This is a genomic window from Amorphus sp. 3PC139-8 (genome assembly GCF_040750475.1).
GTDB lineage: Bacteria > Pseudomonadota > Alphaproteobacteria > Rhizobiales > Amorphaceae > Amorphus.
In genome coordinates this window covers 159,128-179,072 of the sequence record NZ_JABJVY010000002.1, presented here as the reverse complement: position 1 = coordinate 179,072, position 19,945 = coordinate 159,128, and the positions used below count along the sequence as shown (strand labels likewise).

The window sequence follows — 19,945 nt, the reverse complement described above, 5'->3', positions numbered from 1 at the left end:
GTCAAACGAGGATCAGCACGGGTGGACGAGCGTCCACTCGACTCGCTCCACATCGAATGAAACGATCCTGCATGCGATGACGCCGGTCGCTCGACGGGCCCAAGCCACTGCGATCGAGTTCAGACGGAGATCAAACTTGGCCCGCACCCAATCCGAACGTTATCCCGAAATCCGCGAGAATATCCTGAAGAACGCGGCTCGTCTCTTTGCCGAGCAAGGCTATGCCGGCACGACGATCATCGATCTGGCGGAGGCCTGCGAATCCTCCCGCGGCGCGCTCTATCACTATTTCGGATCCAAGGAAGATATCCTCTTCCACATCCTCGACGAGCATGTCCGTCACCTGTTCGAGCAGATCCAGACGGCAGTGCAGTTGAAGAAGGCGCCGCTGGAGCAATGCCGCGCCGTCATCGAAACGATGGTGACGGTCAATTCCGCCTCTCAGAGTGAACAGGTCGTGCTTCTCAACGAACTCGGCGAGCTGAGCGAGGAGCAGCAGCGCGGCATCGTCGCGGTTCAGCGCCAGATGACCGAAACCGTCGGCGACATTCTGATCCGGATCGATTCCCAGCACCGGCTGACGACCCGCACGAAGAAGGTCTACGCGATGATGCTGTTCGGCATCATCAACTACACCTTCGCCTGGTACGATCCGAAAGGTCCGGTCGGCCCGGAGGAATATGCGGACATGACCTCGGACCTGTTTATCCGCGGCTTCACCGGAAGCTGAAATGCCCGGCCACGCCTGACATCTCGTTGCCGGCCACACGACACGCCACCTTCGAAACGGCGAAGTGACGCCGCAAACCGCTTAAATAATTCGGACGATTGTCTTTATTATGCTGCGATGACCACGCTCAGATAACCGGAGGCCGCACGCAATGACCATCACGGACGACGAGGCGCAGCGCCTTCACGCGGTGAAGGACAAGATCCGGACCGTGTTCGGCGGATGGAGCAAGGGCACGACAATTGCGGAAATGCGCGCCGAGTTCGACCAGATGCTCGCAAGCGACCGAGCGGCCACGATCGAGCCTCTCCAGATCGGCGAGATTCAAGCCGACCGTATTCTGGCAAATGGGAGCGACGGCCGCACGGTCCTCTATTTTCACGGCGGCGGCTACCAGATGGGGTCCCGCTTTTCCCACCGCGACTTGATGATCCGCCTGTCAGAGGCCGGCGGAGCGGACGTTATCGGGTTCGACTACCGGCTCGCGCCAGAGCACCGCTTTCCTGCCTCTGTGCAGGACGGCGTCGCCGCCTATCGCTGGCTCCTGGAGAGCGGTCATCCGGCCGACAGCATCGCATTTGCCGGCGATTCCGCCGGCGCCGGGCTCGCGGTTGCGACCTTGCTTGCCGTTCGCGAGGACGGACTGCCGCTTCCCCGGGCTGCCGTCCTGCTCTCGCCCTGGCTCGACATGGAGGCAACCGGCGAGACCTATCAAAGCCGCGCGGACGTCGATCCGATGACCCAGCGCGACAAAATCCGATTGATGGCGCGCGCCTATCTCGGGCGGACCGGCGATCCGCGCGATCCCCTCGCCTCGCCGATCCATGGCGACCTTGCCGGCCTTCCGCCCCTGCTGATTCATGTCGGCGATCACGAGACGATCCTCGACGATTCCCGCGTGTTCGCCGAGCGCGCCCGTGCCGCCGGGGTTCCCGTGACCCTCACCGTCTTCGATGAGATGATCCACCACTTTCAGGTGTTTCCGGAATTGGAGGCGAGCGGGAGATCCCTGCAAGAGATCAGTGCGTTTCTTCGCGACGCTTGGCGCTGATCCGGATCCCAGCTCCGTCAGATCCAGACCCGCACCTCTTTTCCGGGACTCGCGGAGCGGGTCTAAGTTCTTGTTTCGACGCGTTTGCGGACTGCCGACCGGGTTCCACTTGGCCTGGAAGCGCTCTAGCCGAGGCCCATTCCACCCGAGACACCCAGGACTTCTCCGGTGATGAAGCCCGCCTCCCGGGAGGCAAGAAAGGCAACCGCCGAGGCGACCTCCTCCGGCTCTCCGATTCGGCGTAAAAGGGTCGCGCCTTTCATCGCCTCAAGGATCTGATCGCCCCCGCCGGCGACGGCGGCTTCGAACAGCGGCGTGCGCACCGGACCGGGCAGAACCACGTTCGATGTGATCGCGAAACGGGCATTCTCCCGCGCAACGGATTTCGCGAACGCGATCAATCCGCCCTTGGCGGAGGCGTAGACCGCCGCCCCTTTGGAGCCAAGCCGCCCCGCTTCGGACGAGACCGTGACGATCCGTCCGTAACCGGCCGCCTGCATCGCCGGCAGCACCGCGCGGGTGAACGCGAACGCGGATTCCAGATTGATGGCAAGCAGCCGCCGCCAGTCCTCCGCACGCGTATCGGTCAAAAAAGCGTGCTGGTCGACGCCGACATTGTTCACCAGAATATCGAATGGACCATGGGCCGCCATTGCCCGATCGAGCGCATCGATGTCCGTCACGTTGAAGCCGGCGAACGCCGCCCCCGTATCCTCGGCGAGCGCGCGTCCCGCGTCCTCGTCACGGTCACAAATCAGAACGGACGCGTCCTCTGCTCGAAACCGGCGCACGACCGCAGCGCCGATTCCGTTGGCCCCGCCGCTGACCGCGGCGCGACATCCCTTCAGACGATTGGCAAGCCCGGTGTCCATCATGGCCGCTCATCGGCCCGTGAAGTTGGCCGCCCGCCGCTCGATGACGGCGGCCAACCCCTCGCGGGCATCGTGGGTCCCCGAAAGCTCAGAAACGGTTCGCGCTTCTTCCGGGAAACAGGAGTCGACCGAGAGGCCGAGCCCGCTCCAAAGCAGCCGCTTCGTCGCCGACAGCGCCTTCGGAGCACCGGCTGCCAAGGATTGGGCGATGGCGGACGCTTCCTCCTGCAGGCGATCGTCGGGCACCACGCGGGAAACCAGTCCGCTCTCGAACGCCTCGTTGGCATCCATGATCCGGTTGGTGAGGAGCAGATCCATGGCCCGCCGGAAGCCGATTAGCCGAGGAAGCACCACCGACGACCCCGCATCCGGCGCCATGCCGACACGGGTCGCACCCGCCAGATATTTCGAGTTTTCCGCGGCGATCACGATATCGGCGGCACAGACCAGACCGAGACCGCCACCGCCCGCCGCATAGCCCTGAACGGCCGCCACGACCGGGGCGTCCAGATGGATCAAGCCGGAGGCGCAGATCTGCAGATAGGCGGTCGCCTGGCGTAAAAAATCCGGTAGCTCCTCCCCTTTGGACGCGAACTCGCGAACATCGCCGCCGGCGCAAAAGTTCGCCCCTTCTCCGCTCAAGAGCACCGCACGGATCCGCGCATCGCCATGGCAGCGCATGATGACGTCGTGAAACTGCTTCAGGAATGCGATGCTGATCCCGTTGGAGGCCTCCGGCCGGTTGAGCCGGATGTGGGCGACTGCGCCCACCAGATCGAGCAGCACCGGGCCTTCGGCGACGACGGCTTGGCGATCGGTTTCGGTCATCACGTGTCCTTGTCTGCCAGTCGTGTCGGGCGGGATCGGTCTTGCCGTCCCGCTCAAATGAGGAAGGAGAGCGTGTAGATCGGCTTGTCGTTGTTCACGAGCACGACTTTCTTGCGCGCCATCCGCAAGCCGTCACAGTCCTTGCGCAGCAGATATTCGTTGCGCGTCGCCCAGACCGTCTCGCCGCGCAGGTTGGACTCGAACACCATGGCATTGGCGCGAACGTGGATGTCGTCGCCATCGCACTCGGCAATTTCGATGTTGGAGACGATCCTCCCCAGCCGGGAGCGCGGCGTCTGGGTGTGACGCTTTCCGGTATGGAGCTGCTTGATGCGAAGCGCGATGCGCGAGCGATTGTCGTAGATGATCGACATCTCCCGCTCCGGATCCGGATCGTCGCCGTTGGCCGGAATCCAGTAGAGCGCGTCGTCGGTCCACAGCGCCTCCCAATCGTCGTAGGCGTGAGTATCCTGAAGGCGGGCCTCCCGGTAGATAAATTCAGAGACCTGCTCGCGAAGATCGTAGTCGACCAACAATCCGGTCCTCCCTGGCTTCTTACTTGTCATGGCCGGCGTTCGAAGGCCAATAATTAAGACGTCTGTTCGGTTTATTTTCTAACCGGCAGGACGGCAAAGATCAAGCGGTCGCGACGCGGCGCACGACAAAAGTCCAAGGCGCGATCTGTTTTCGACCCGTCTACGGATCGAAACGAGCACCTATCAATCGTTGATCATCTCTTGCCCTCGGCTCAATCTCGATCGCGCCTCGCGCCTCGACGCACGCTTAGGCATTGTTTCAATGCCGCCTTGCGGACAAGAGATCTTGACGGAAACGGCGCAGCGCCATACCACAAGATCTAATAACCGGACGAATAACCGGTTTATATATCGCACGCGCCACCAGAGGGCCGGCGCCCCACGCGGGCGATCCGGCCACGACCGGCGAAAGCAGGAGGATTTGCCTTGAACGCTCCCATCTCGGGCCAGAACGGCGCCCTTACCCAAGGCTTCCGCTTGCCGGATCCGGACTTCGTTCCGGAAGAGCTGCAGATGCTGCGCGACCAGGTTCAACGGGTCGTCGAAGCCGAAATCGTTCCCTACGCCGACGACTGGGAGCGGGAAGGCAAAATCCCGCGCGCCTTGTTCCGCAAGCTCGGCGAGCTCGGTCTTCTGGGCATGCAGCACGAGACCGCCTATGGCGGGACGGAAATGGGCGCGCTTGCCTCCGTGGTGTTCGGCGAGGAGCTCGCGCGCAGCTCCTATGGCGGCGTGACGTCGAGCGTCACCGTCCACAGCGATATGTCGGCAAGCCACATCACCCGCGTCGGTACGCCGGAGCAGAAGGCTCGGTGGCTGCCCCAGATCTGCAGCGGCGAAACCGTCTGCGCGATCGCCGTGACGGAAGCCGGCGCGGGCTCGGACGTCGCCGGCCTCAAGACCCATGCCCGCCGCGACGGGGACGACTGGGTCATCAACGGCTCCAAGATGTTCATCACCAATGGCGTCTATGGCGACATCATCATCGTCGCCGCCCGCACCGATCCGGACGCCAAGGGCAGCCGGGGCCTGTCCCTCTTCATCGTGCCGAAATCCACCCCCGGAGTGACGGTCGCCAGCAAGCTGGAAAAACACGGCTGGCTCTCCTCCGACACGGCGGAACTCTATTTCGACGACGTGCGCGTGCCCGACGAAGACCTTCTCGGCGGCGAAAACCAGGGCTTCTACGCCATCATGCGTGGGTTCGAACACGAGCGGCTGATGGTTGGCGCGATTTCGTCGGGCGAAGCCGCCAAGGCGATCGAACTCGCGCTCGACTATGTCCGCACCCGCAAAGCGTTCGGCCGCACGCTCTGGGAGCAGCAGGCGACCCGCCAGCGCCTTGCCAGCCTCGCCTCCCAGGTCGCCATGATACGGGCGATGACCTACCAAACCGCCGCAGCTTACGACGGTGGCCGCAACACCAGCCTCGAAACGGCGATGATCAAGTCCACCGCCCCGGAGATCCTGCACGAGGTGGTTCACGGCTGCCTGCAGCTCCACGGCGGCACCGGCTATATGCGCGGTACGCCGATCGAGCGCATGGTCCGCGACGCCCGGATTCTACGGATCGGCGGCGGGGCGACGGAAGTGATGCTCGAAGAGGTCGCCAAGCGGCTCTAAATCATCGAGTGAGCGTGCTGGCGAGGAAAAGACCGAAAGCGGGCCTCGCCGAAATGGCGGCGACTGTCAGGATCCCGCAAGGAGAAAAATTCATGAAACGTGCTGCCATCGTGGCGCCGTTACGCAGTCCGATCGGGCGCTTCGGCGGCGCCCTTCGGCCCGTTCCCGTGGAACGGCTGGGCGCGACCGTCGCCAACGCGGTCCTCGCCGAGGCGGGGCTCGATCCGGCCTTGGTGGAAGACGTGGTCTTCGCCCAGTCCTATGCCAACTCCGAAACGCCGTGCGTGGGGCGCTGGATCGCGCTGGAAATGGGGCTTCCTATCGACGTCCCGGGCATGCAACTCGATCGGCGCTGCGGCGGCGGGCTGCAGTCGATCGCGACGGCGGCCATGATGGTGCAGACCGGCGTCTGCGACGTGGTGCTTGCCGGCGGCGTGGAGAGCATGAGCAACATCGAGTACTACTCTGTGGACGCGCGTTGGGGAAAACGCGCCGGCAACTTCACCATGTATGACCGGCTCGACCGCGGACGCGAACGCTCCCAGCCCGAGCATCGCTTCGGCTACATTTCCGGCATGGTGGAAACGGCGGAAAATCTGGCAACGGATTTCCAGATCTCCCGCGAAACCGCCGACGCTTTCGCCGCAGCCAGCCAGCAGAAGGCCGCGGCCGCCTGGGAGGCGGGCACGTTCGCCGAAGAAGTCGTCGCCATCGAGGTGCCCCAGCGCAAGGGCGAGGCGATCGTGGTGGACCGTGACGAGGGCATCCGGGGCGACACCACGCCGGAAAGCCTTGCCAAGCTGCGCCCGATCATGAAGGGCGGCACCGTGACCGCCGGCAATGCAAGCCAGCAGAACGATGCGGCCGCAGCCTGTCTGGTCGTTGCCGAGGACCGGCTTGCCGACCTCGGGCTGACCCCGCTTGCCTTCCTGAACGGTTGGGCGGCGGCCGGTTGCGATCCCTCAAGGATGGGGATCGGCCCCGTTCCCGCCACGGCCAAGGCGATGGACCGCGCCGGCATGACGCTTGCCGACATGGATCTGATCGAGGTCAACGAGGCCTTCGCCTGCCAGGTTTTGGCCGTGCTGAAGTCCTGGGGCATCGAGGGGGATCCGCGCGTCAACGTCAACGGCTCCGGCATTTCGCTCGGCCATCCGATCGGTGCGACCGGGGTGCGGATCATGACGACGCTCTTGCGCGAGATGAAGCGGCGCGGCGCCCGCTATGGCCTGGAGACGATGTGCGTCGGCGGCGGCCAGGGCATGGCCGCGATCTTCGAGGCGGCATGAGCCGGGAGATCGCCGCGGACGCCTTTCGGCCGGCCGACTATGTCCGTCCCGGCGATCTCGTGGCCTGGGGACAGGCCTGTGCGGAGCCGACGACATTGAGCGAACGCCTGATGGACGAGCGGCACACGATCGGCGGCCGCTTCTCGGCGTTCGTCGGGATCGGTTTTGCCGGCACCGTTCGGCCCGAGCATGCCGACGTCGTCGACATGCGCTCCTATTGTGCGACAGGGAGCAACCGTGCCCTCGCCTCGGCCGGCTGCCTCGACATCCTGCCGAGCCACTATTCGGCTTTGGCTCGACAGCTCGGGCACACCGTCGACGTTCTGTTTCTGCAGCTCGCGCCGACGGCCGACCCGGGCCGGTTCAGCTTCGCGCTCGCGTGCGACTATCCCCATTCGGCAATCGCCAAGGCTCGCGTGGTCGTCGCCGAAGTCAACGATCAGGTGCCGTCCACCCGATCGGACTGGACGATCGGACTGGACGACATCGATATCATCGTGCGCACCTCCCGTGCGCCGGTTCCCGCCCCCGAGGCACCACCCAATCCGCTCGATGCCGCCATTGCCGCCAACGTCGCCGATCTGATCCCCGATGGCGCGACACTTCAGGTCGGGCTCGGCGCAATGCCTGCCGCCATTCTCGAGGCCCTTTCCGGCCACCGCGATCTCGGAATCCATTCCGGCCTTCTGAATCCGGGGCTGATCAAGCTGATCAACGCGGGGGTCGTAACCAATACCCACAAGGGCCTGCAGCAGGACGCGTCGATCGCCGGCGTGATCGTGGGCGATGCCGACACCTTCCGCTTCTGCCACGACCACCCCACGATCAAGCTCGCGCCCACGAGCTTCACCCACGACCCCAAGGTACTGGCCGGTTTGTCTCGCTTCGCGGCCATCAACTCCGCGATCGAGGTGGACCTCACCGGCCAGATCAACGCCGAGGTCGCGGGTGGCCGCTATGTGGGCGCGGTCGGGGGCGGGACCGACTTCCTGCGCGGCGCGGCCGCCTCGGATGATGGGCTGCCGATCATTGCCTTGCCGTCATCCACGCTGACCAAGGACGGCCGGCGCGTCAGCCGGATCGTTCCGACCCTCTCGGGCCCGGCCAGCATCGCTCGGGCCGATGCTGGCGTGATCGTGACGGAGTTCGGCCACGCCGACCTGCGCGGCAAGACCGACGCCGAACGCCGCAAGGCCTTGATCGCCATCGCGCATCCGGAGCTGCGGGAGGCGTTGGGCTAAACCGAGAACCGCGGACAAAACGCTTTGGCGCCTCGTATCGCCCTGTCCGGACGCGCCCACACCTCTTTACTTAAGACGACTGTTCGGTTTATTTTTTAATGCGCAATCGATGACCGTCAGAGAAGACATCGCCGCGCGGGAGGAAAGATCCAACGATGAGAAAGTGCACGACGGCGTCCCGCGCCGGGGCCCGCGACGGCCTAGAGCGTTTCCAGTCGAAGCGGGAAGAGGCTCGTCGACCTAAACTCCGCCCGGACCGGACCTCATGAGCGGATCGCACGAGCCGGACGGTGAGATCTGGACCTTCGCCGATTTCCAGCCCGGCATGGCGCTCGGTACAATCGATCTCGCGCTGGATGCCGATCGCCGCGCCCATTGGAACGAGGTCTATGGCGAAAGTGTCGGAGCGGCCGGGGCGATGGTGCCTCAAGGCCTCGCCGTCGCGCTGATGATGGACGCCTATGTGAAGGTCATCCAGCCGCGCCCGCCGGGAAATGTCCACGCGATGCAAACGCTTTCGTTCACTGGAACGGACGCCGCCTGGGGCGATCTCATGCATTTTGATTTCAACGTCGGCGGCAAGGAGATGAAGCGCGAGCGCCGCTGGGTCACCTTCTCCGTCACGGGCCGAACCGACGCCGACATCATCCTGACCGGCGAGATCCGCGCGATCTGGGCCGCATAGAGGGAGCACCGGAGTTGAACCCCATGTCATTGCCCCCCTCTCCGCTCATTCCCGCGCAAGCGGGAATGAGCGGAGCAAATGGCGGCCCCATCGGTTCGACCCGGGGAAATGCCCGATGACCTCAATCTTTCCTCAAGACCTGCCGGCCGTGTCTCTCGACTGCACCGCACAGACCACCCTCGCCTATGCGGGGCTCACCAACGACTTCAATCCACTCCATGTCGATGCCGAGTTTGCCGCCGGCACACCATTCGGCGGCCCGATCGCCCACGGTACGATGGCGCTCAATCTACTGCTTGCCGGGATCGAACGACGCGTCGGGCCGGACCTCATGGTCGCGGACGTGTCGGTGCGTTTCGTTGCCCCAACCCCGCTCCCGAACCGGCTGACCTCGAGCGCCACGCGTCGCGATGACGGTGGTGCTTACGATGTCGCGGTCGTCCGCGAAGACGGTACGGCCGTTATGGCCGGCTCCCTCACGCTCGCGCCCCGCGCAGCCTCGGAGGCGCAATCGTGACCGCGCCGGAGACGAGCGAGGCCCAAGTCCTGTCGGAGCGACGCGGATCGACCCTGATCCTGACGCTCAACAATCCCGCTCGCCGAAACGCGCTGAATCCGCATGTGGTGCAAGGCCTGGAAGCCGGCTTTGCAGAACAGGAGAATGATCGGGAAATCCGTGCGATCGTGCTCACTGGCGCCGGAGGCCATTTCTGCTCCGGCGGCGACCTCTCCGCGATGGACCTGGGGCGCGGCGCAAAACGGGTCCAGTTCGATATCTCCCGCAAGCTTGCGCTTCAGATCGCGAGCGCGTCGGTGCCGGTCGTCAGCGCGGTTGAGGGATGGGCGGCCGGCGCCGGGTTCGGCTTCGCGCTTCTCGGCGATACCATCGTTGCCTCACGCGAGGCCGGCTTCCTGCCCGCCTTTCCCAAGGTCGGGCTCATTCCGGACTATGGCCTTCTGGAGACCCTGCCCCGCCGCATCGGTCTCGCCAGGGCCAAGCAGATCCTGCTCTATGCACGTACCGTAAAGGGGCCAGAGGCGCTCGACATTGGTCTGGTCGATGAACTGGTCGAGCCCGGGGCGACATTGGACCGCGCCCTTGAGCTTGCCGGTACTCTGACGGCTCTTGCGCCGCGTCCCTTGCGGGCCATCAAAGACTACTATGCCCTGAAAATCGCGCCGGCCCTGGATTTCGAACGCTTGATCCAGCCCGAGCTCCTATTAAGCGACGATGCCGCCGAAGGCCGGGCCGCCTTCCTGGAAAAGCGGCCGCCGGAGTTCAAGGACCGGTAGAGCAACCCGAAGCGCCGGATCCGGCGAGAACGATGAGCCAAAGGCCGTCGGCAGACGACAAGCCGACCGGCTCCAAACGCGCACAAGGAGGACTCCCCGACCATGCTGGACGGCAAAGTGGTGCTGATTACCGGCGCCGGAAACGGCATCGGACGCGACCTGGCACTGGCCTGCGCCGATGCCGGCGCGGCGATCGTGGTCAACGATGTCGGCGTGACGCTCAGCGGCGAAACGGAGAACCAGGGCGCCGCACAAGTGGTCGTCGACGAGATCGTCGCCAAAGGCGGCCGCGCGCTCGCCTCCACCGCCAGCGTCACCGATGCCGACGCCGTGCGGGCCACCGTTGCGGAGGCCGTCGACACCTTCGGCGGCCTCGACGCGGTGGTGAACAACGCCGGCATCACGCGCGACGGCTTCTTCCACAAGATGGAGGAGAGCGACTTCGACGCGGTCCTGAAGGTCCATCTCTACGGCGCCTTCAACGTGTCTCGGGCAGCGGCCGATGTGTTCCGCAATCAGAACTCCGGCTCGCTGATCCACATGACCTCCACTTCCGGCATGATCGGCAATCTCGCCCAGGCCAACTATTCCGCCGCCAAGATGGGGATTCTCGCCCTCTCCAAGTCGATCGCGCTCGATCTGGCGCGCTGGGGCGTGCGCTCCAACTGCGTTGCACCCTTCGCGTGGAGCCGCATGACCTCCTCGATCAAGGTCGACAGCCCCGAGCAGGAGGAGCGCGTTCGCCGGCTGAAGGAGATGAAGCCAGAAAAAATCGCACCGCTGGTGATCTACCTTGCCTCGGATCGGTCCGAAGACGTAACCGGCCAGATCTTCTCCGTGCGCAACAACGAGATCTTCCTATTCAGCCAGCCGCGGCCTGTTCGCTCCGTCCATCGCGGCGAAGGCTGGACCGCCGAAACGGTGGCCGAGCATGCGATCCCCGCACTCAAGGCGAACTTCTACGATCTCGAGGTCTCGGCCGACGTCTTTAGCTGGGATCCGATTTAATCGCCTTCAGACCCAACGCATGCGAGGACGCCCCCTTTGAAGACCAGCGCGCCCACTGCCCACGACGATTTGCGCGAGGCCCTGCGCGATCTCTCTGCCCAGTTTCCGCCCGAATATCACCGCGACCACGGCGCTCGCGAAACCTATCCGGAGCAGTTCGTCGACGCCCTGACCAAGGCGGGATGGCTTGCCGCGATGATCCCGGAATCCTATGGCGGCTCCGGGCTCGGTCTGACCGAAGCCTCCATCGTCATGGAGGAGATCAACCGTGGCGGCGGCAACGCCGGCCATTGCCATGGCCAGATGTACAACATGGGCACGGTGCTTCGGCACGGCTCGGAGGCACAAAAGCAGAAATATCTGCCGAAGATCGCCGCGGGCGAGCTGCGCTTGCAGTCGATGGCGGTCACCGAGCCGACCACGGGCACCGACACCACCAAGCTCAAGACCACTGCCGTGAAGCGTGGCGACCGCTACGTCGTCAACGGCCAGAAGGTCTGGATCAGCCGGATCAAACACTCCGACCTGATGATCTTGCTTGCCCGCACCACGCCGCTCGCCGATGTGAAGAAGAAATCCGATGGGCTGTCGGTCTTCATCGTGGAGCTGAAGGACGCGCTCGGCAAAGGCATGGAGATCAAGCCGATCCGCAACATGGTCGGCCACGAGACCTACGAGGTCTTTTTCGACGATTTGGAGATCCCCGAGGAGAACATCATTGGCGAGGAAGGCCGGGGCTTCCGTTGCATCCTGTCCGGGCTCAATGCCGAACGCGTCCTGATCGGCGCGGAGTGTATCGGCGACGGCTATTGGTTTCTGGAAAAGGCGGCTGCCTATGGCAAGGAACGGCTCGTCTTCGACCGCCCGATCGGCCAGAATCAGGGTGTGCAGTTCCCCCTCGCCCGCGCCTATGTCAACGTCGAGGCGGCCAACCTGATGCGCTTCGAGGCCTGCCGGCGGTTCGACGCCAACGAGGACTGCGGCGCCCAGGCAAACATGACCAAGCTGCTTGCCGCCGATGCGTCCTGGGAGGCGGCCAACGCCTGCCTGCAGATCCATGGCGGCTTTGGCTTTGCCGAAGAATATGATGTGGAGCGGAAGTTCCGGGAGACACGACTCTACCAGGTAGCGCCGATCTCGACGAACCTGATCCTCTCCTATATCGCCGAGCATGTGCTCGAAATGCCCCGATCGTTTTAAGATGGCACAGTTCTCGCGTTTCTCCTTCCCGCTGTTCGTTCCCGGCACCCGGCCGGATCGCTTCGCCAAGGCCCGCGCGGCCGGTGCCGATCTCGTGATCGTCGATCTGGAGGACGCCGTCGCGGAAAGCGAGAAGGATGCGGCCCGCGACGCGGTTGCCGCCGCCCTTTCCGAGTCCGGTGACGGCGCTCCAGTCTTCGTAAGGATCAATGGAGCGGACACCGAGTGGCATCCGCGGGATCTTTCGGCCGTGTCGGGGCTCCCAATCGATGGCCTCGTCTTGCCAAAGGCCGAGGATGGCGCCGGCCTGGACCGGGTCAGGACCGCTCTTGGCGACGAGATGAAGCTGATCGCACTGGTGGAATCGGCTACCGGGATCGCCAATGTGCGCGAGGTGGCGCGGCATTGCGATCGCATAGCCTTCGGTTCCATCGACTTTGCCGCCGATGTCGGATGCGCTCATGAGCGAGACGCGCTGCTGTTTGCCCGCTCCGAAGTGGTGCTGGCCGCCCGGCTTTCCGGCCAACCCGCCCCGGTGGATGGGGTCACCACAGCCGTTTCCGATGCCGCGCTAATCGAGGCAGACGCCGCCTACGGCGCGATGCTCGGCTTTGCGGGAAAGCTGCTGATTCACCCCGCCCAGCTGGCACCAGCCAAGCGCGGCTACGCACCCGCCCCCGATCGGGTCGACTGGGCGAAGCGTATCATCGCCGCCAGCGTCGACGGCGCGGCCCGATCGGTCGACGGTCAAATGGTCGATGCCCCCGTTCTCGCCCAGGCCCGCGACATTCTCGGGCGGCTGGAGGCCCTGACATGAGCGAACTGGACATCGACCACTATAAGAGCTGGATCGGACGCAGCCATGAGGCCAGCGACCTCGTCACGGAGGCGCTTGTCGCCAAGTTCCGCGCGACCTTCGGCGAGCGGCTTGCCACCGTGGACGGCGCCCCTCTCGGTCTGCACTGGTGCCTGTCGCCGGAGATCGCCCCGCCGGAGGGCATTGCTGCCGACGGCCACCCGAAGCGCGGCGGCTTTCTGCCGCCGATTCCGCTTCCTTCGCGCATGTGGGCCGGCGGCGAGCTCCACTTTCACAGCCCGCTTGCGGTCGGCGATACAGTCCGTCGGGTGTCGACCATCACGGACGTGTCCGCGAAATCCGGCCGCAGCGGCCAGCTCGTCTTCGTCACCGTAACGCACGAGAATTTCGTCGGGCAACGCCTTGCGATCACCGACATCCAGCACCTCGTCTACAAGGACCTGACCGCCGCACCGCCCGCGCCGGAACGGACGACGGCGGCACCTGATGCACTCGTGGCCGACCCGGTGCTGCTGTTTCGCTACTCCGCGATCACCTTCAACGGTCACCGGATCCACTATGATCGCGACTATGCGGTCAACGAGGAAGGCTATCCCCGGCTTGTTGTGCACGGGCCTCTTCAGGCGACGCTGCTGATGAACCACGCGGCCGGGCAGAAGGGCGCGACCCCGTCCGTCTTCCGCTATCGTGGCCAGACGCCGCTGTTCGAAGGCCAGCCGTTCCACCTGAAAAGCGCCGGCGAGGAAGTCTGGGTGGAGGCCGTCACCGGCGCCAAAACGATGACGGCGAGCCACTCCTGATCGTGCATGAGGCTTCGATGACCGACCCGGCCACTTCCCGAACCGCCACCCGCCCGACGAGCGAAGCCGCCGATACGCTCGAGCGCCTGCTGCGCGGACGCTACAGTTGCCGGGGCTTCCGGCCCGATCCCGTTCCTCGCGAAACGGTCGTTCGTATCCTTGAAATCGCCGGCCGCACACCATCCTGGTGCAACGTTCAGCCGTGGCACCTGACCATCGTTGAAGGCGCGCGTCTGAAAGCTCTGAGCGAGCGCCTTTACGATCACGTCCAATCCCACTCCGACACGCCGGACTTCGCATTTCCAACGGGATATTCCGAAGAGCGCCATGCCCGGCGTCGCGAATGCGGCTTCCAGCTCTATGAATGTGTCGGCGTCGCGCGCGGCGATCGGGAGGCCGCCCGGCGACAGGCGCTGGAAAATTTCCGCTTTTTCGGCGCGCCGCACGTGGCCTTCGTCACGTCGCACAAGGAACTCGGTCCCTACGGCGCCATCGATTGCGGCGGCTTCGTCACCGCGTTCCTGCTCGCAGCCCGTAGCCTTGACGTGGACACCATTCCACAGGCGGCGGTGGCGGGCTTTCCGGATTTCCTGCGCCAAGAGCTCGGTATCCAGGACGACCGGGCGCTGATCTGCGCCATCTCCTTCGGCTACGGCGACGAGACCCACCCGGCCAACGCGTTCCGCACCCGTCGCGCCTCGGTCGACGAGATCGCCACGTGGCTGGATTGAGCCGCAGAACACCTTACCGATCAGGCCGCGTTGTCGGCCGCATCCAGGCCATTGGACCGCCGATCCCCGATCAATGCCTTGAGTGCTTCGAACACCGTCTCGGGCGAGCGCTCCGAAAGACCAACGGCATTGAGCGCGCCCAGGATCGCGTCGCGCAGCAGCTCCGGATCGGGTTCCCGGGCAAGCATATCTTCACGCTGCGCCGCATCGACGAGCTCTGTCCATCGCGCCACGTAGTCCCGTCGCAGCCGGCGCGCGTTGGCCCCTGCCGCATCCTTCGGAAAGGACGGTCCAAGCACGGCAATCGTATAGTCCCGCATGTCACGCACCGCGCCGATATGTGCACGCAGCGCCGCATACAGCCTGACGGCGGGATCGGCATCCGCGGGACAATCGGCGAGCGCGGCGTCGAGGCGATCGAGAGAGGCGGAGAGACCTGCCTCAAACATTGCCTCGACGAGCTTGTCTTTCGATTCGAAATGAAAATAGAGGCTGCCCGTCTTCAGACGCGCAGCCGCCGCAATCGAGTTGATGCTGGTTCCTTCGACACTACAGCGCGCCACTTCCGCGGCTGTTGCATCGAGGATCCGCTTACGAGTCCGTTCGCCCTTCGACCCCGTAGCGGCTTCATCGCCGGCCTTGGCCCTGTCCTTTCTCACAGCATCCTTTCGATCGCTCCGGTTGGCCGCTCAGTTTATGCGACGATCATAACCCCGCCAATACGGCTCCCTGAGCACGTGTTTGAGCACTTTGCCCGTCGCCGTGCGGGGCAAGGCCGTCACCACGTCGACAACGGTCGGGCATTTGAATTTGGCAAGCCGTTGACGCACGAAGGCGATTACGTCCTCGCCGTCAACGGTCTCGCCGGCGCGGGGGACGACGATCGCCATCACGGTCTCTCCCCACCGGTCGTGCGGCACGCCGATGACCGCAACTTCGGCCAGTTGCGGATGAGCGGCGAGCACATTTTCCACCTCCACCGGATAGACGTTTTCGCCACCGGAAATCACGAGATCCTTGGCGCGATCGACCAAGAAAATATGGCCGTTCTCGTCGACGCGGCCCAGATCTCCCGTCTTGAGCCACCCATCCGCCGTCAACACCTGGCTGGTGCGCTCCGGATCGTTCCAATAGCCCACGAGGTTCTGCTCCGAGCGTGTCCAGATTTCGCCGATCTCCCCGACCGGCATGTCCCGTTCGTCCGTCATCGAGACGACACGCACCTCCACCCAGGGATATGCCCGCCCGGCCGACAGCAACAGATGCGCAAGCGGTCCTTCCGGATCATGCTCATGCGGCTGAAGCTGCGCGAACGCGCCCGTCGCCTCCGTCAATCCATAGATCTGGACAAAGTCGCAGTGGAGCGCCGCCATCGCGCTCAAGAGCGCGGTCGGACTTATCGGCGCACCGGAATAGAACACCCTGCGAAGGGCCAAGCGTCTATCGCCGATCCCGGGAACTGCGCAGATCGCGGACAGCATCGCCGGAACGAAGAAGGCGATCGTCACGCCTTCGCGCTCGATCATGTCGACGACTTGGGCCGGGTCGAAATCTCGGACGACGACCGCACGTGCACCGCGCGCCATGCCGGCCAGCGCCCAGGCGAGGCCGCCCATATGAAAAAGCGGCAGCGCGACGAGGCTAACATCGTTCTCCGTGAAACCCCATTCGACGGAAATCCGCTCCAGAAGGACACGAAGGTTGGTGGCATTTTCGAACATGGCCCCTTTGGGTCGGCCTGTCGTGCCGCTGGTATAGAGCTGGAACGCGATGTGATCGGCGGCGACCGGAATCGCCGGATCTTCGGCGGGCCCGATCCAGTCCGCGTAAGGTGCCCACGTTTCGTGGTCTCCCAACGCAACGACCCTGCCGGGCCCAACATCCAGCGAGGTGACCACCGAAGTATCGAGAAACGCGATCTTCGCTTCGGCATTGGCAACGATCGCGGCAAGCTCGCCGGGCGCAAGTCGCCAGTTCACCGGAACGATCACCGCGCCCGCAAGCGCGCAACCAAACATCACCTCGAAGAAGCGAGGGCTGTTCTTCCCGATGTAGATTACCCGCTCTTGGGGCGCGACGCCGTCGCGGACCAGCGCCGACGCTACGCGACAGGCCGCCTCCTTCAATTCCGACCAGGTCATTTCTTCCGCACCCGCCGTCACGATCACTTTATCCGGTGTGGATGCCGCGTTGAATTCCAAAAACTCCCTCAGGCTTCCCGCCATCAAGTCCCTCCCAAGACTATAATTTTATTTTATTCGAAGGCTGTATTACCGCGCGGTCACTCCCTTATAGAGACCGACCTGCTTCATAAGACCGATCAGATCGTAGGTGGCGTAAAGACGACACGCGCGATCGCCACGGAATTCAAAGACCTCGATGCCGGCGAATTCAAAAGGACGCCCAGTCCCTTCGACGCCCGGAGGATCTATTCTTCCAGAAAAGTGCCCGGTTCCGTTCCAGAAATAGCCCACACGGGCGATGCCGTCGGCGAACATTGGAGGGGCAGTCACCTGCCATTGCAGGTCGGGATAAGCAGTCAGGACGTATTTGACATAGGCGACAGTGGCCTCGTGGCCCTGGACCCGCCAGCCGGTGTGACGCGTGGTGGGGCTGTCCAATACGAAGTCTTCGGTCACGATCTCGCGGACACGCTCGGGCCGGTTGCTGTTCCAGCAATCGATCCATCCATCGGCATACCAGTTCACTGCGAATGCGCGATCGAGGGACACGGCATCGGGCACGGGGGATTGAAAAGACACATCTACCTCGCTCAAAAAATCTAACTTGTATAAGAAAATTATAGTATTTAGTTTTTTGGTCAAGCCCGGATCCGAAAGGGAGGAAACGATTTGACGATCGAGACGACGAAAACGCAGCTGGTGCGCGACTTTTACGCCGCGCTGGCCGCTGGCGATCGCGACACGCTGGAGGCTTTGATCGATCCTGCGTTCGTGGGGCACGGCGCGGAGGGGATGCCATTTGGAATCGGCGGGGCGCATGACGGCGCGGAGGCCATGCGGCGCAACTTCTGGGGCGTCATCGCGCGCAATTTCGAAGCCCGCGCCGAGGCAGACGAGATCGTCGCCCTGGACGACGGACGCCTTCTCGTGACGGGTCGCTACCGCGGCAAAGGGCGTAACGGCGGCGGCCCTCTGGATGCCGCCTTCGCCCATCTGATCTCGACCGCGAACGGCCGGATCACATCGCTCTCCCAGTTTACCGACACCGCCCGTTGGCAGGACGCTGCCCGCACGCGCACCTTGGATCTTGCCATCGCCGATGGCGTGGCCACCCTGCGGCTCAACCGACCCGACAAGGGCAACGCAATCAACGAAGCCATGGCCTATGAGCTGCTCGACATGGCAACCGAAATCGCCGAACGTGACGATGTCCGGGCGATCCTGATCGCCGGAAACGGACCGAATTTCACCGTCGGCGGCGATGTGGGCCTGTTTGCGAAAACGTCCCGCGAGGATCTGCCGAAGCGATTGCGGCGGATGATCGATCGCTTCCATCTGGCAATCGAAAAACTGACGAGCCAAGACGCCCCGATTGTCGCAGCCGTACGCGGCGGCATCGGCGGCGGCGGGCTCGGCCTGCTCTATGTGTCGGATATCGTGCTCGCATCCGACACCGCGCAGTTTGCGCTTGGCTACGGCCGGCTCGGCCTCACCGCCGACGGCGGCAACACCTGGTTTCTCCCGCGCCTGGTCGGCATGCAGCGGGCCAAGGAACTCTTTCTCCTGAATCGACGTCTGAACGCCCAGGAAGCTGCGGACATCGGTCTGGTGTCGCGGGTTGTGGCGGACGACGCGCTCGACGCAGAAGCGGCCGCGGCCGCTGCAACGCTCGCAGCCGGCCCGACCAACGCCTACGGAAAGATGCGCCGGCTGCTGCGTCAGTCGTTCGAGACCAGCCTTGCCGACCAGCTCAACGACGAGGTGGAGGCGATCGTTGACGCCAGCCGGTCCGACGACGTTGCCGAAGGCATTGCCGCTTTCGTCGAAAAGCGCCCGGCCGTCTTTCGCGGCAAGTGAGACAGCAATACGTCAGACCGACCCCGGTTCGGCCTGACGTCCCGATCACGTGATCACGCCGCGCGTGGTCATCTCCGCAATTTCGGCGTCCGAATAGCCGGCCTCGGCGAGGACATCGGCACTGTCGCCGCCCTGGGCGCACGGCGAACGTACAGCGCCGGCCGGAGTGCGGGCAAAACGCGGAGCCGGGGCCGCCTGCAACACTTCCCCCTCCCCTCGAAACACGACGTCGCGCGCGCTCAAATGCGGATGTCGTTCCGACTCCTCGATCGTCAGCACCGGCGCCACGCAGGCATCGCTGCCGGCAAAAATCGCCGCCCACTCGTCCCGCGTCTTCTGCCGGAAGATCTCGGCGAACTTTTCCGTCAATCCCGGCCACGCGCCCTTGTCGTACTGCACCTCCGGCGGATCGTGAGGCAACCCCGCCTTCTCGCAGAGTTCGGCATAGAACTGCGGCTCGATGGCACCGACGGACACCGCCTTGCCATCCTTGGTCTCGTAGCAGCGATAGAAATGCGCGCCGCCGTCGAGCATGTTCGCTTCGCGCTCCGACGACCACGCGCCCCGCGCCCGCATGGTGTAGAACATGGACATCATCGCCGACACGCCATCGACCATCGCGGCATCGACGACCTGTCCCTGGCCCGACTTTTCGCGCTCCAGGAGGGCGGCGAGCACCCCGAAGATCAGGAACATCGAACCGCCGCCGTAGTCGCCGAAAAAGTTCAACGGCGGCACCGGCGGTCGATCCTTGTGGCCAACGGCATTGAGCGCCCCGGACAGCGAAATGTAGTTGATGTCGTGGCCGGCCGCCTTCGCCCAAGGCCCCTCCTGCCCCCAGCCCGTCATCCGTCCGTAGACGAGCCGCGGATTGGTTTCGAAGCAGGACTGCGGGCCGAGGCCAAGGCGCTCCATCACCCCGGGGCGGAACCCCTCGATCAACACGTCAGCGCCATCGATCAGGCGCCGGCAAGCGCGCGTCCCGTCGGGATCTTTCAGGTTAAGCGCCACCGAGCGCTTGTTGCGGCGACTGACGTCGGTCGGATCGACCGGTCCCGACTTTCGATCGACCGTGATGACGTCCGCCCCGAGATCAGCCAAGAGCTGCGCCGCAAGCGGTGCGGGTCCAAGCCCGGCCATCTCGATGATCCGTATCCCGTGAAGGGGACCTTTGTTCTCCATCTCTTTCCTGACCGCTTGC

General features: G+C 64.4%; 21 protein-coding genes. 14 read left to right on the top strand and 7 right to left on the bottom strand.

What is annotated here, in order from left to right; translation table 11 throughout:
* The first annotated feature begins 136 nt into the window (after positions 1–136).
* A complete protein-coding gene (locus HNS03_RS03225; RefSeq protein ID WP_367193041.1) occupies positions 137–730 on the top strand; it encodes a TetR/AcrR family transcriptional regulator in 594 nt (197 codons plus the stop codon).
* Between the two features lie 151 nt (positions 731–881).
* Positions 882–1,781, top strand: a complete 900-nt coding sequence (locus HNS03_RS03220) for an alpha/beta hydrolase (protein ID WP_367193040.1) — start codon at positions 882–884, stop codon at positions 1,779–1,781.
* Between the two features lie 125 nt (positions 1,782–1,906).
* Here the strand turns inward: HNS03_RS03220 and HNS03_RS03215 are convergent, their stop codons facing one another.
* The 3 genes from HNS03_RS03215 to HNS03_RS03205 are packed head-to-tail and all read right to left on the bottom strand — an operon-like array spanning position 1,907 to position 4,017.
* Positions 1,907–2,656: an SDR family NAD(P)-dependent oxidoreductase gene (locus HNS03_RS03215; protein ID WP_367193038.1), complete on the bottom strand. Its 750-nt coding sequence runs from the start codon at positions 2,654–2,656 to the stop codon at positions 1,907–1,909.
* A 6-nt stretch (positions 2,657–2,662) separates the two neighbouring features.
* Entirely contained in the window at positions 2,663–3,481 is an 819-nt protein-coding gene (locus tag HNS03_RS03210; RefSeq protein WP_367193036.1) for an enoyl-CoA hydratase/isomerase family protein, read from the bottom strand.
* 53 nt (positions 3,482–3,534) lie between these two features.
* The gene (locus HNS03_RS03205; RefSeq protein WP_367193035.1) at positions 3,535–4,017 is read right to left on the bottom strand and encodes an aromatic-ring-hydroxylating dioxygenase subunit beta; all 483 of its coding nucleotides are present in this window, start codon (positions 4,015–4,017) and stop codon (positions 3,535–3,537) included.
* A 426-nt stretch (positions 4,018–4,443) separates the two neighbouring features.
* On the opposite strand from HNS03_RS03205, the gene HNS03_RS03200 reads away from it, so the two are divergent.
* The 11 genes from HNS03_RS03200 to HNS03_RS03150 all read left to right on the top strand — a co-directional run bounded on the left by HNS03_RS03200 (position 4,444) and on the right by HNS03_RS03150 (position 14,704).
* Complete coding sequence (locus tag HNS03_RS03200; RefSeq protein WP_367193033.1) at positions 4,444–5,640, top strand: acyl-CoA dehydrogenase family protein; 1,197 nt, start codon at positions 4,444–4,446, stop codon at positions 5,638–5,640.
* A gap of 92 nt (positions 5,641–5,732) precedes the next feature.
* Positions 5,733–6,929 carry an acetyl-CoA C-acetyltransferase gene (locus HNS03_RS03195; RefSeq protein ID WP_367193032.1) on the top strand — a complete coding sequence of 399 codons (1,197 nt, stop codon included), beginning with the start codon at positions 5,733–5,735 and terminating at the stop codon, positions 6,927–6,929.
* Positions 6,926–8,170 (top strand): acetyl-CoA hydrolase/transferase family protein, encoded by a 1,245-nt coding sequence (locus HNS03_RS03190; protein WP_367193030.1) that lies wholly within the window; start codon positions 6,926–6,928, stop codon positions 8,168–8,170. Before HNS03_RS03195 ends, HNS03_RS03190 begins: the two co-directional genes overlap by 4 nt.
* 265 nt (positions 8,171–8,435) lie before the next feature.
* Positions 8,436–8,855, top strand: coding sequence for a hypothetical protein (locus HNS03_RS03185; RefSeq protein WP_367193028.1), 420 nt, complete (start codon positions 8,436–8,438; stop codon positions 8,853–8,855).
* A gap of 115 nt (positions 8,856–8,970) precedes the next feature.
* Positions 8,971–9,372 (top strand): MaoC family dehydratase, encoded by a 402-nt coding sequence (locus HNS03_RS03180; protein ID WP_367193026.1) that lies wholly within the window; start codon positions 8,971–8,973, stop codon positions 9,370–9,372.
* Positions 9,369–10,148 carry an enoyl-CoA hydratase/isomerase family protein gene (locus tag HNS03_RS03175; protein WP_367193025.1) on the top strand — a complete coding sequence of 260 codons (780 nt, stop codon included), beginning with the start codon at positions 9,369–9,371 and terminating at the stop codon, positions 10,146–10,148. The genes HNS03_RS03180 and HNS03_RS03175 overlap by 4 nt, the downstream gene beginning before the upstream one ends.
* Positions 10,149–10,250: 102 nt before the next feature.
* Complete coding sequence (locus HNS03_RS03170; RefSeq protein WP_367193024.1) at positions 10,251–11,156, top strand: SDR family oxidoreductase; 906 nt, start codon at positions 10,251–10,253, stop codon at positions 11,154–11,156.
* Between the two features lie 36 nt (positions 11,157–11,192).
* A complete protein-coding gene (locus HNS03_RS03165; protein WP_367193022.1) occupies positions 11,193–12,356 on the top strand; it encodes an acyl-CoA dehydrogenase family protein in 1,164 nt (387 codons plus the stop codon).
* Between the two features lies 1 nt (position 12,357).
* A complete protein-coding gene (locus HNS03_RS03160) occupies positions 12,358–13,173 on the top strand; it encodes a CoA ester lyase (protein WP_367193021.1) in 816 nt (271 codons plus the stop codon).
* Positions 13,170–13,973: a MaoC family dehydratase N-terminal domain-containing protein gene (locus tag HNS03_RS03155; protein ID WP_367193020.1), complete on the top strand. Its 804-nt coding sequence runs from the start codon at positions 13,170–13,172 to the stop codon at positions 13,971–13,973. The genes HNS03_RS03160 and HNS03_RS03155 overlap by 4 nt, the downstream gene beginning before the upstream one ends.
* A gap of 17 nt (positions 13,974–13,990) precedes the next feature.
* Positions 13,991–14,704 (top strand): nitroreductase, encoded by a 714-nt coding sequence (locus HNS03_RS03150; protein WP_367193019.1) that lies wholly within the window; start codon positions 13,991–13,993, stop codon positions 14,702–14,704.
* Positions 14,705–14,724: 20 nt separating this feature from the next.
* Here HNS03_RS03150 and HNS03_RS03145 read toward each other — a convergent pair whose 3' ends face one another.
* The 3 genes from HNS03_RS03145 to HNS03_RS03135 are packed head-to-tail and all read right to left on the bottom strand — an operon-like array spanning position 14,725 to position 17,529.
* Positions 14,725–15,363 (bottom strand): TetR/AcrR family transcriptional regulator, encoded by a 639-nt coding sequence (locus HNS03_RS03145; protein ID WP_367193017.1) that lies wholly within the window; start codon positions 15,361–15,363, stop codon positions 14,725–14,727.
* A 30-nt stretch (positions 15,364–15,393) separates the two neighbouring features.
* Positions 15,394–16,929: a long-chain-fatty-acid--CoA ligase gene (locus HNS03_RS03140; protein WP_367193016.1), complete on the bottom strand. Its 1,536-nt coding sequence runs from the start codon at positions 16,927–16,929 to the stop codon at positions 15,394–15,396.
* Between the two features lie 45 nt (positions 16,930–16,974).
* Positions 16,975–17,529 carry an ester cyclase gene (locus HNS03_RS03135; protein ID WP_367193015.1) on the bottom strand — a complete coding sequence of 185 codons (555 nt, stop codon included), beginning with the start codon at positions 17,527–17,529 and terminating at the stop codon, positions 16,975–16,977.
* Between the two features lie 27 nt (positions 17,530–17,556).
* Between HNS03_RS03135 and HNS03_RS03130 the strand changes: the two genes are divergently transcribed.
* Complete coding sequence (locus HNS03_RS03130) at positions 17,557–18,744, top strand: enoyl-CoA hydratase-related protein (RefSeq protein ID WP_367193014.1); 1,188 nt, start codon at positions 17,557–17,559, stop codon at positions 18,742–18,744.
* 45 nt (positions 18,745–18,789) lie between these two features.
* Here HNS03_RS03130 and HNS03_RS03125 read toward each other — a convergent pair whose 3' ends face one another.
* Complete coding sequence (locus HNS03_RS03125) at positions 18,790–19,926, bottom strand: CaiB/BaiF CoA transferase family protein (protein ID WP_367193013.1); 1,137 nt, start codon at positions 19,924–19,926, stop codon at positions 18,790–18,792.
* Positions 19,927–19,945: the final 19 nt, after the last annotated feature.

Excerpts from the sequence above, each read along its gene's own strand:
- HNS03_RS03220 (WP_367193040.1), top strand. The coding sequence starts at position 882 with ATGACCATCACGGACGACGAGGCGCAGCGCCTTCACGCGGTGAAGGAC.
- HNS03_RS03215 (WP_367193038.1), bottom strand. The coding sequence starts at position 2,656 with ATGATGGACACCGGGCTTGCCAATCGTCTGAAGGGATGTCGCGCCGCG.
- HNS03_RS03210 (WP_367193036.1), bottom strand. The coding sequence starts at position 3,481 with ATGACCGAAACCGATCGCCAAGCCGTCGTCGCCGAAGGCCCGGTGCTG.
- HNS03_RS03195 (WP_367193032.1), top strand. The coding sequence starts at position 5,733 with ATGAAACGTGCTGCCATCGTGGCGCCGTTACGCAGTCCGATCGGGCGC.
- HNS03_RS03190 (WP_367193030.1), top strand. The coding sequence starts at position 6,926 with ATGAGCCGGGAGATCGCCGCGGACGCCTTTCGGCCGGCCGACTATGTC.
- HNS03_RS03185 (WP_367193028.1), top strand. The coding sequence starts at position 8,436 with ATGAGCGGATCGCACGAGCCGGACGGTGAGATCTGGACCTTCGCCGAT.
- HNS03_RS03180 (WP_367193026.1), top strand. The coding sequence starts at position 8,971 with ATGACCTCAATCTTTCCTCAAGACCTGCCGGCCGTGTCTCTCGACTGC.
- HNS03_RS03170 (WP_367193024.1), top strand. The coding sequence starts at position 10,251 with ATGCTGGACGGCAAAGTGGTGCTGATTACCGGCGCCGGAAACGGCATC.
- HNS03_RS03160 (WP_367193021.1), top strand. The coding sequence starts at position 12,358 with ATGGCACAGTTCTCGCGTTTCTCCTTCCCGCTGTTCGTTCCCGGCACC.
- HNS03_RS03155 (WP_367193020.1), top strand. The coding sequence starts at position 13,170 with ATGAGCGAACTGGACATCGACCACTATAAGAGCTGGATCGGACGCAGC.
- HNS03_RS03150 (WP_367193019.1), top strand. The coding sequence starts at position 13,991 with ATGACCGACCCGGCCACTTCCCGAACCGCCACCCGCCCGACGAGCGAA.
- HNS03_RS03140 (WP_367193016.1), bottom strand. The coding sequence starts at position 16,929 with ATGGCGGGAAGCCTGAGGGAGTTTTTGGAATTCAACGCGGCATCCACA.
- HNS03_RS03125 (WP_367193013.1), bottom strand. The coding sequence starts at position 19,926 with ATGGAGAACAAAGGTCCCCTTCACGGGATACGGATCATCGAGATGGCC.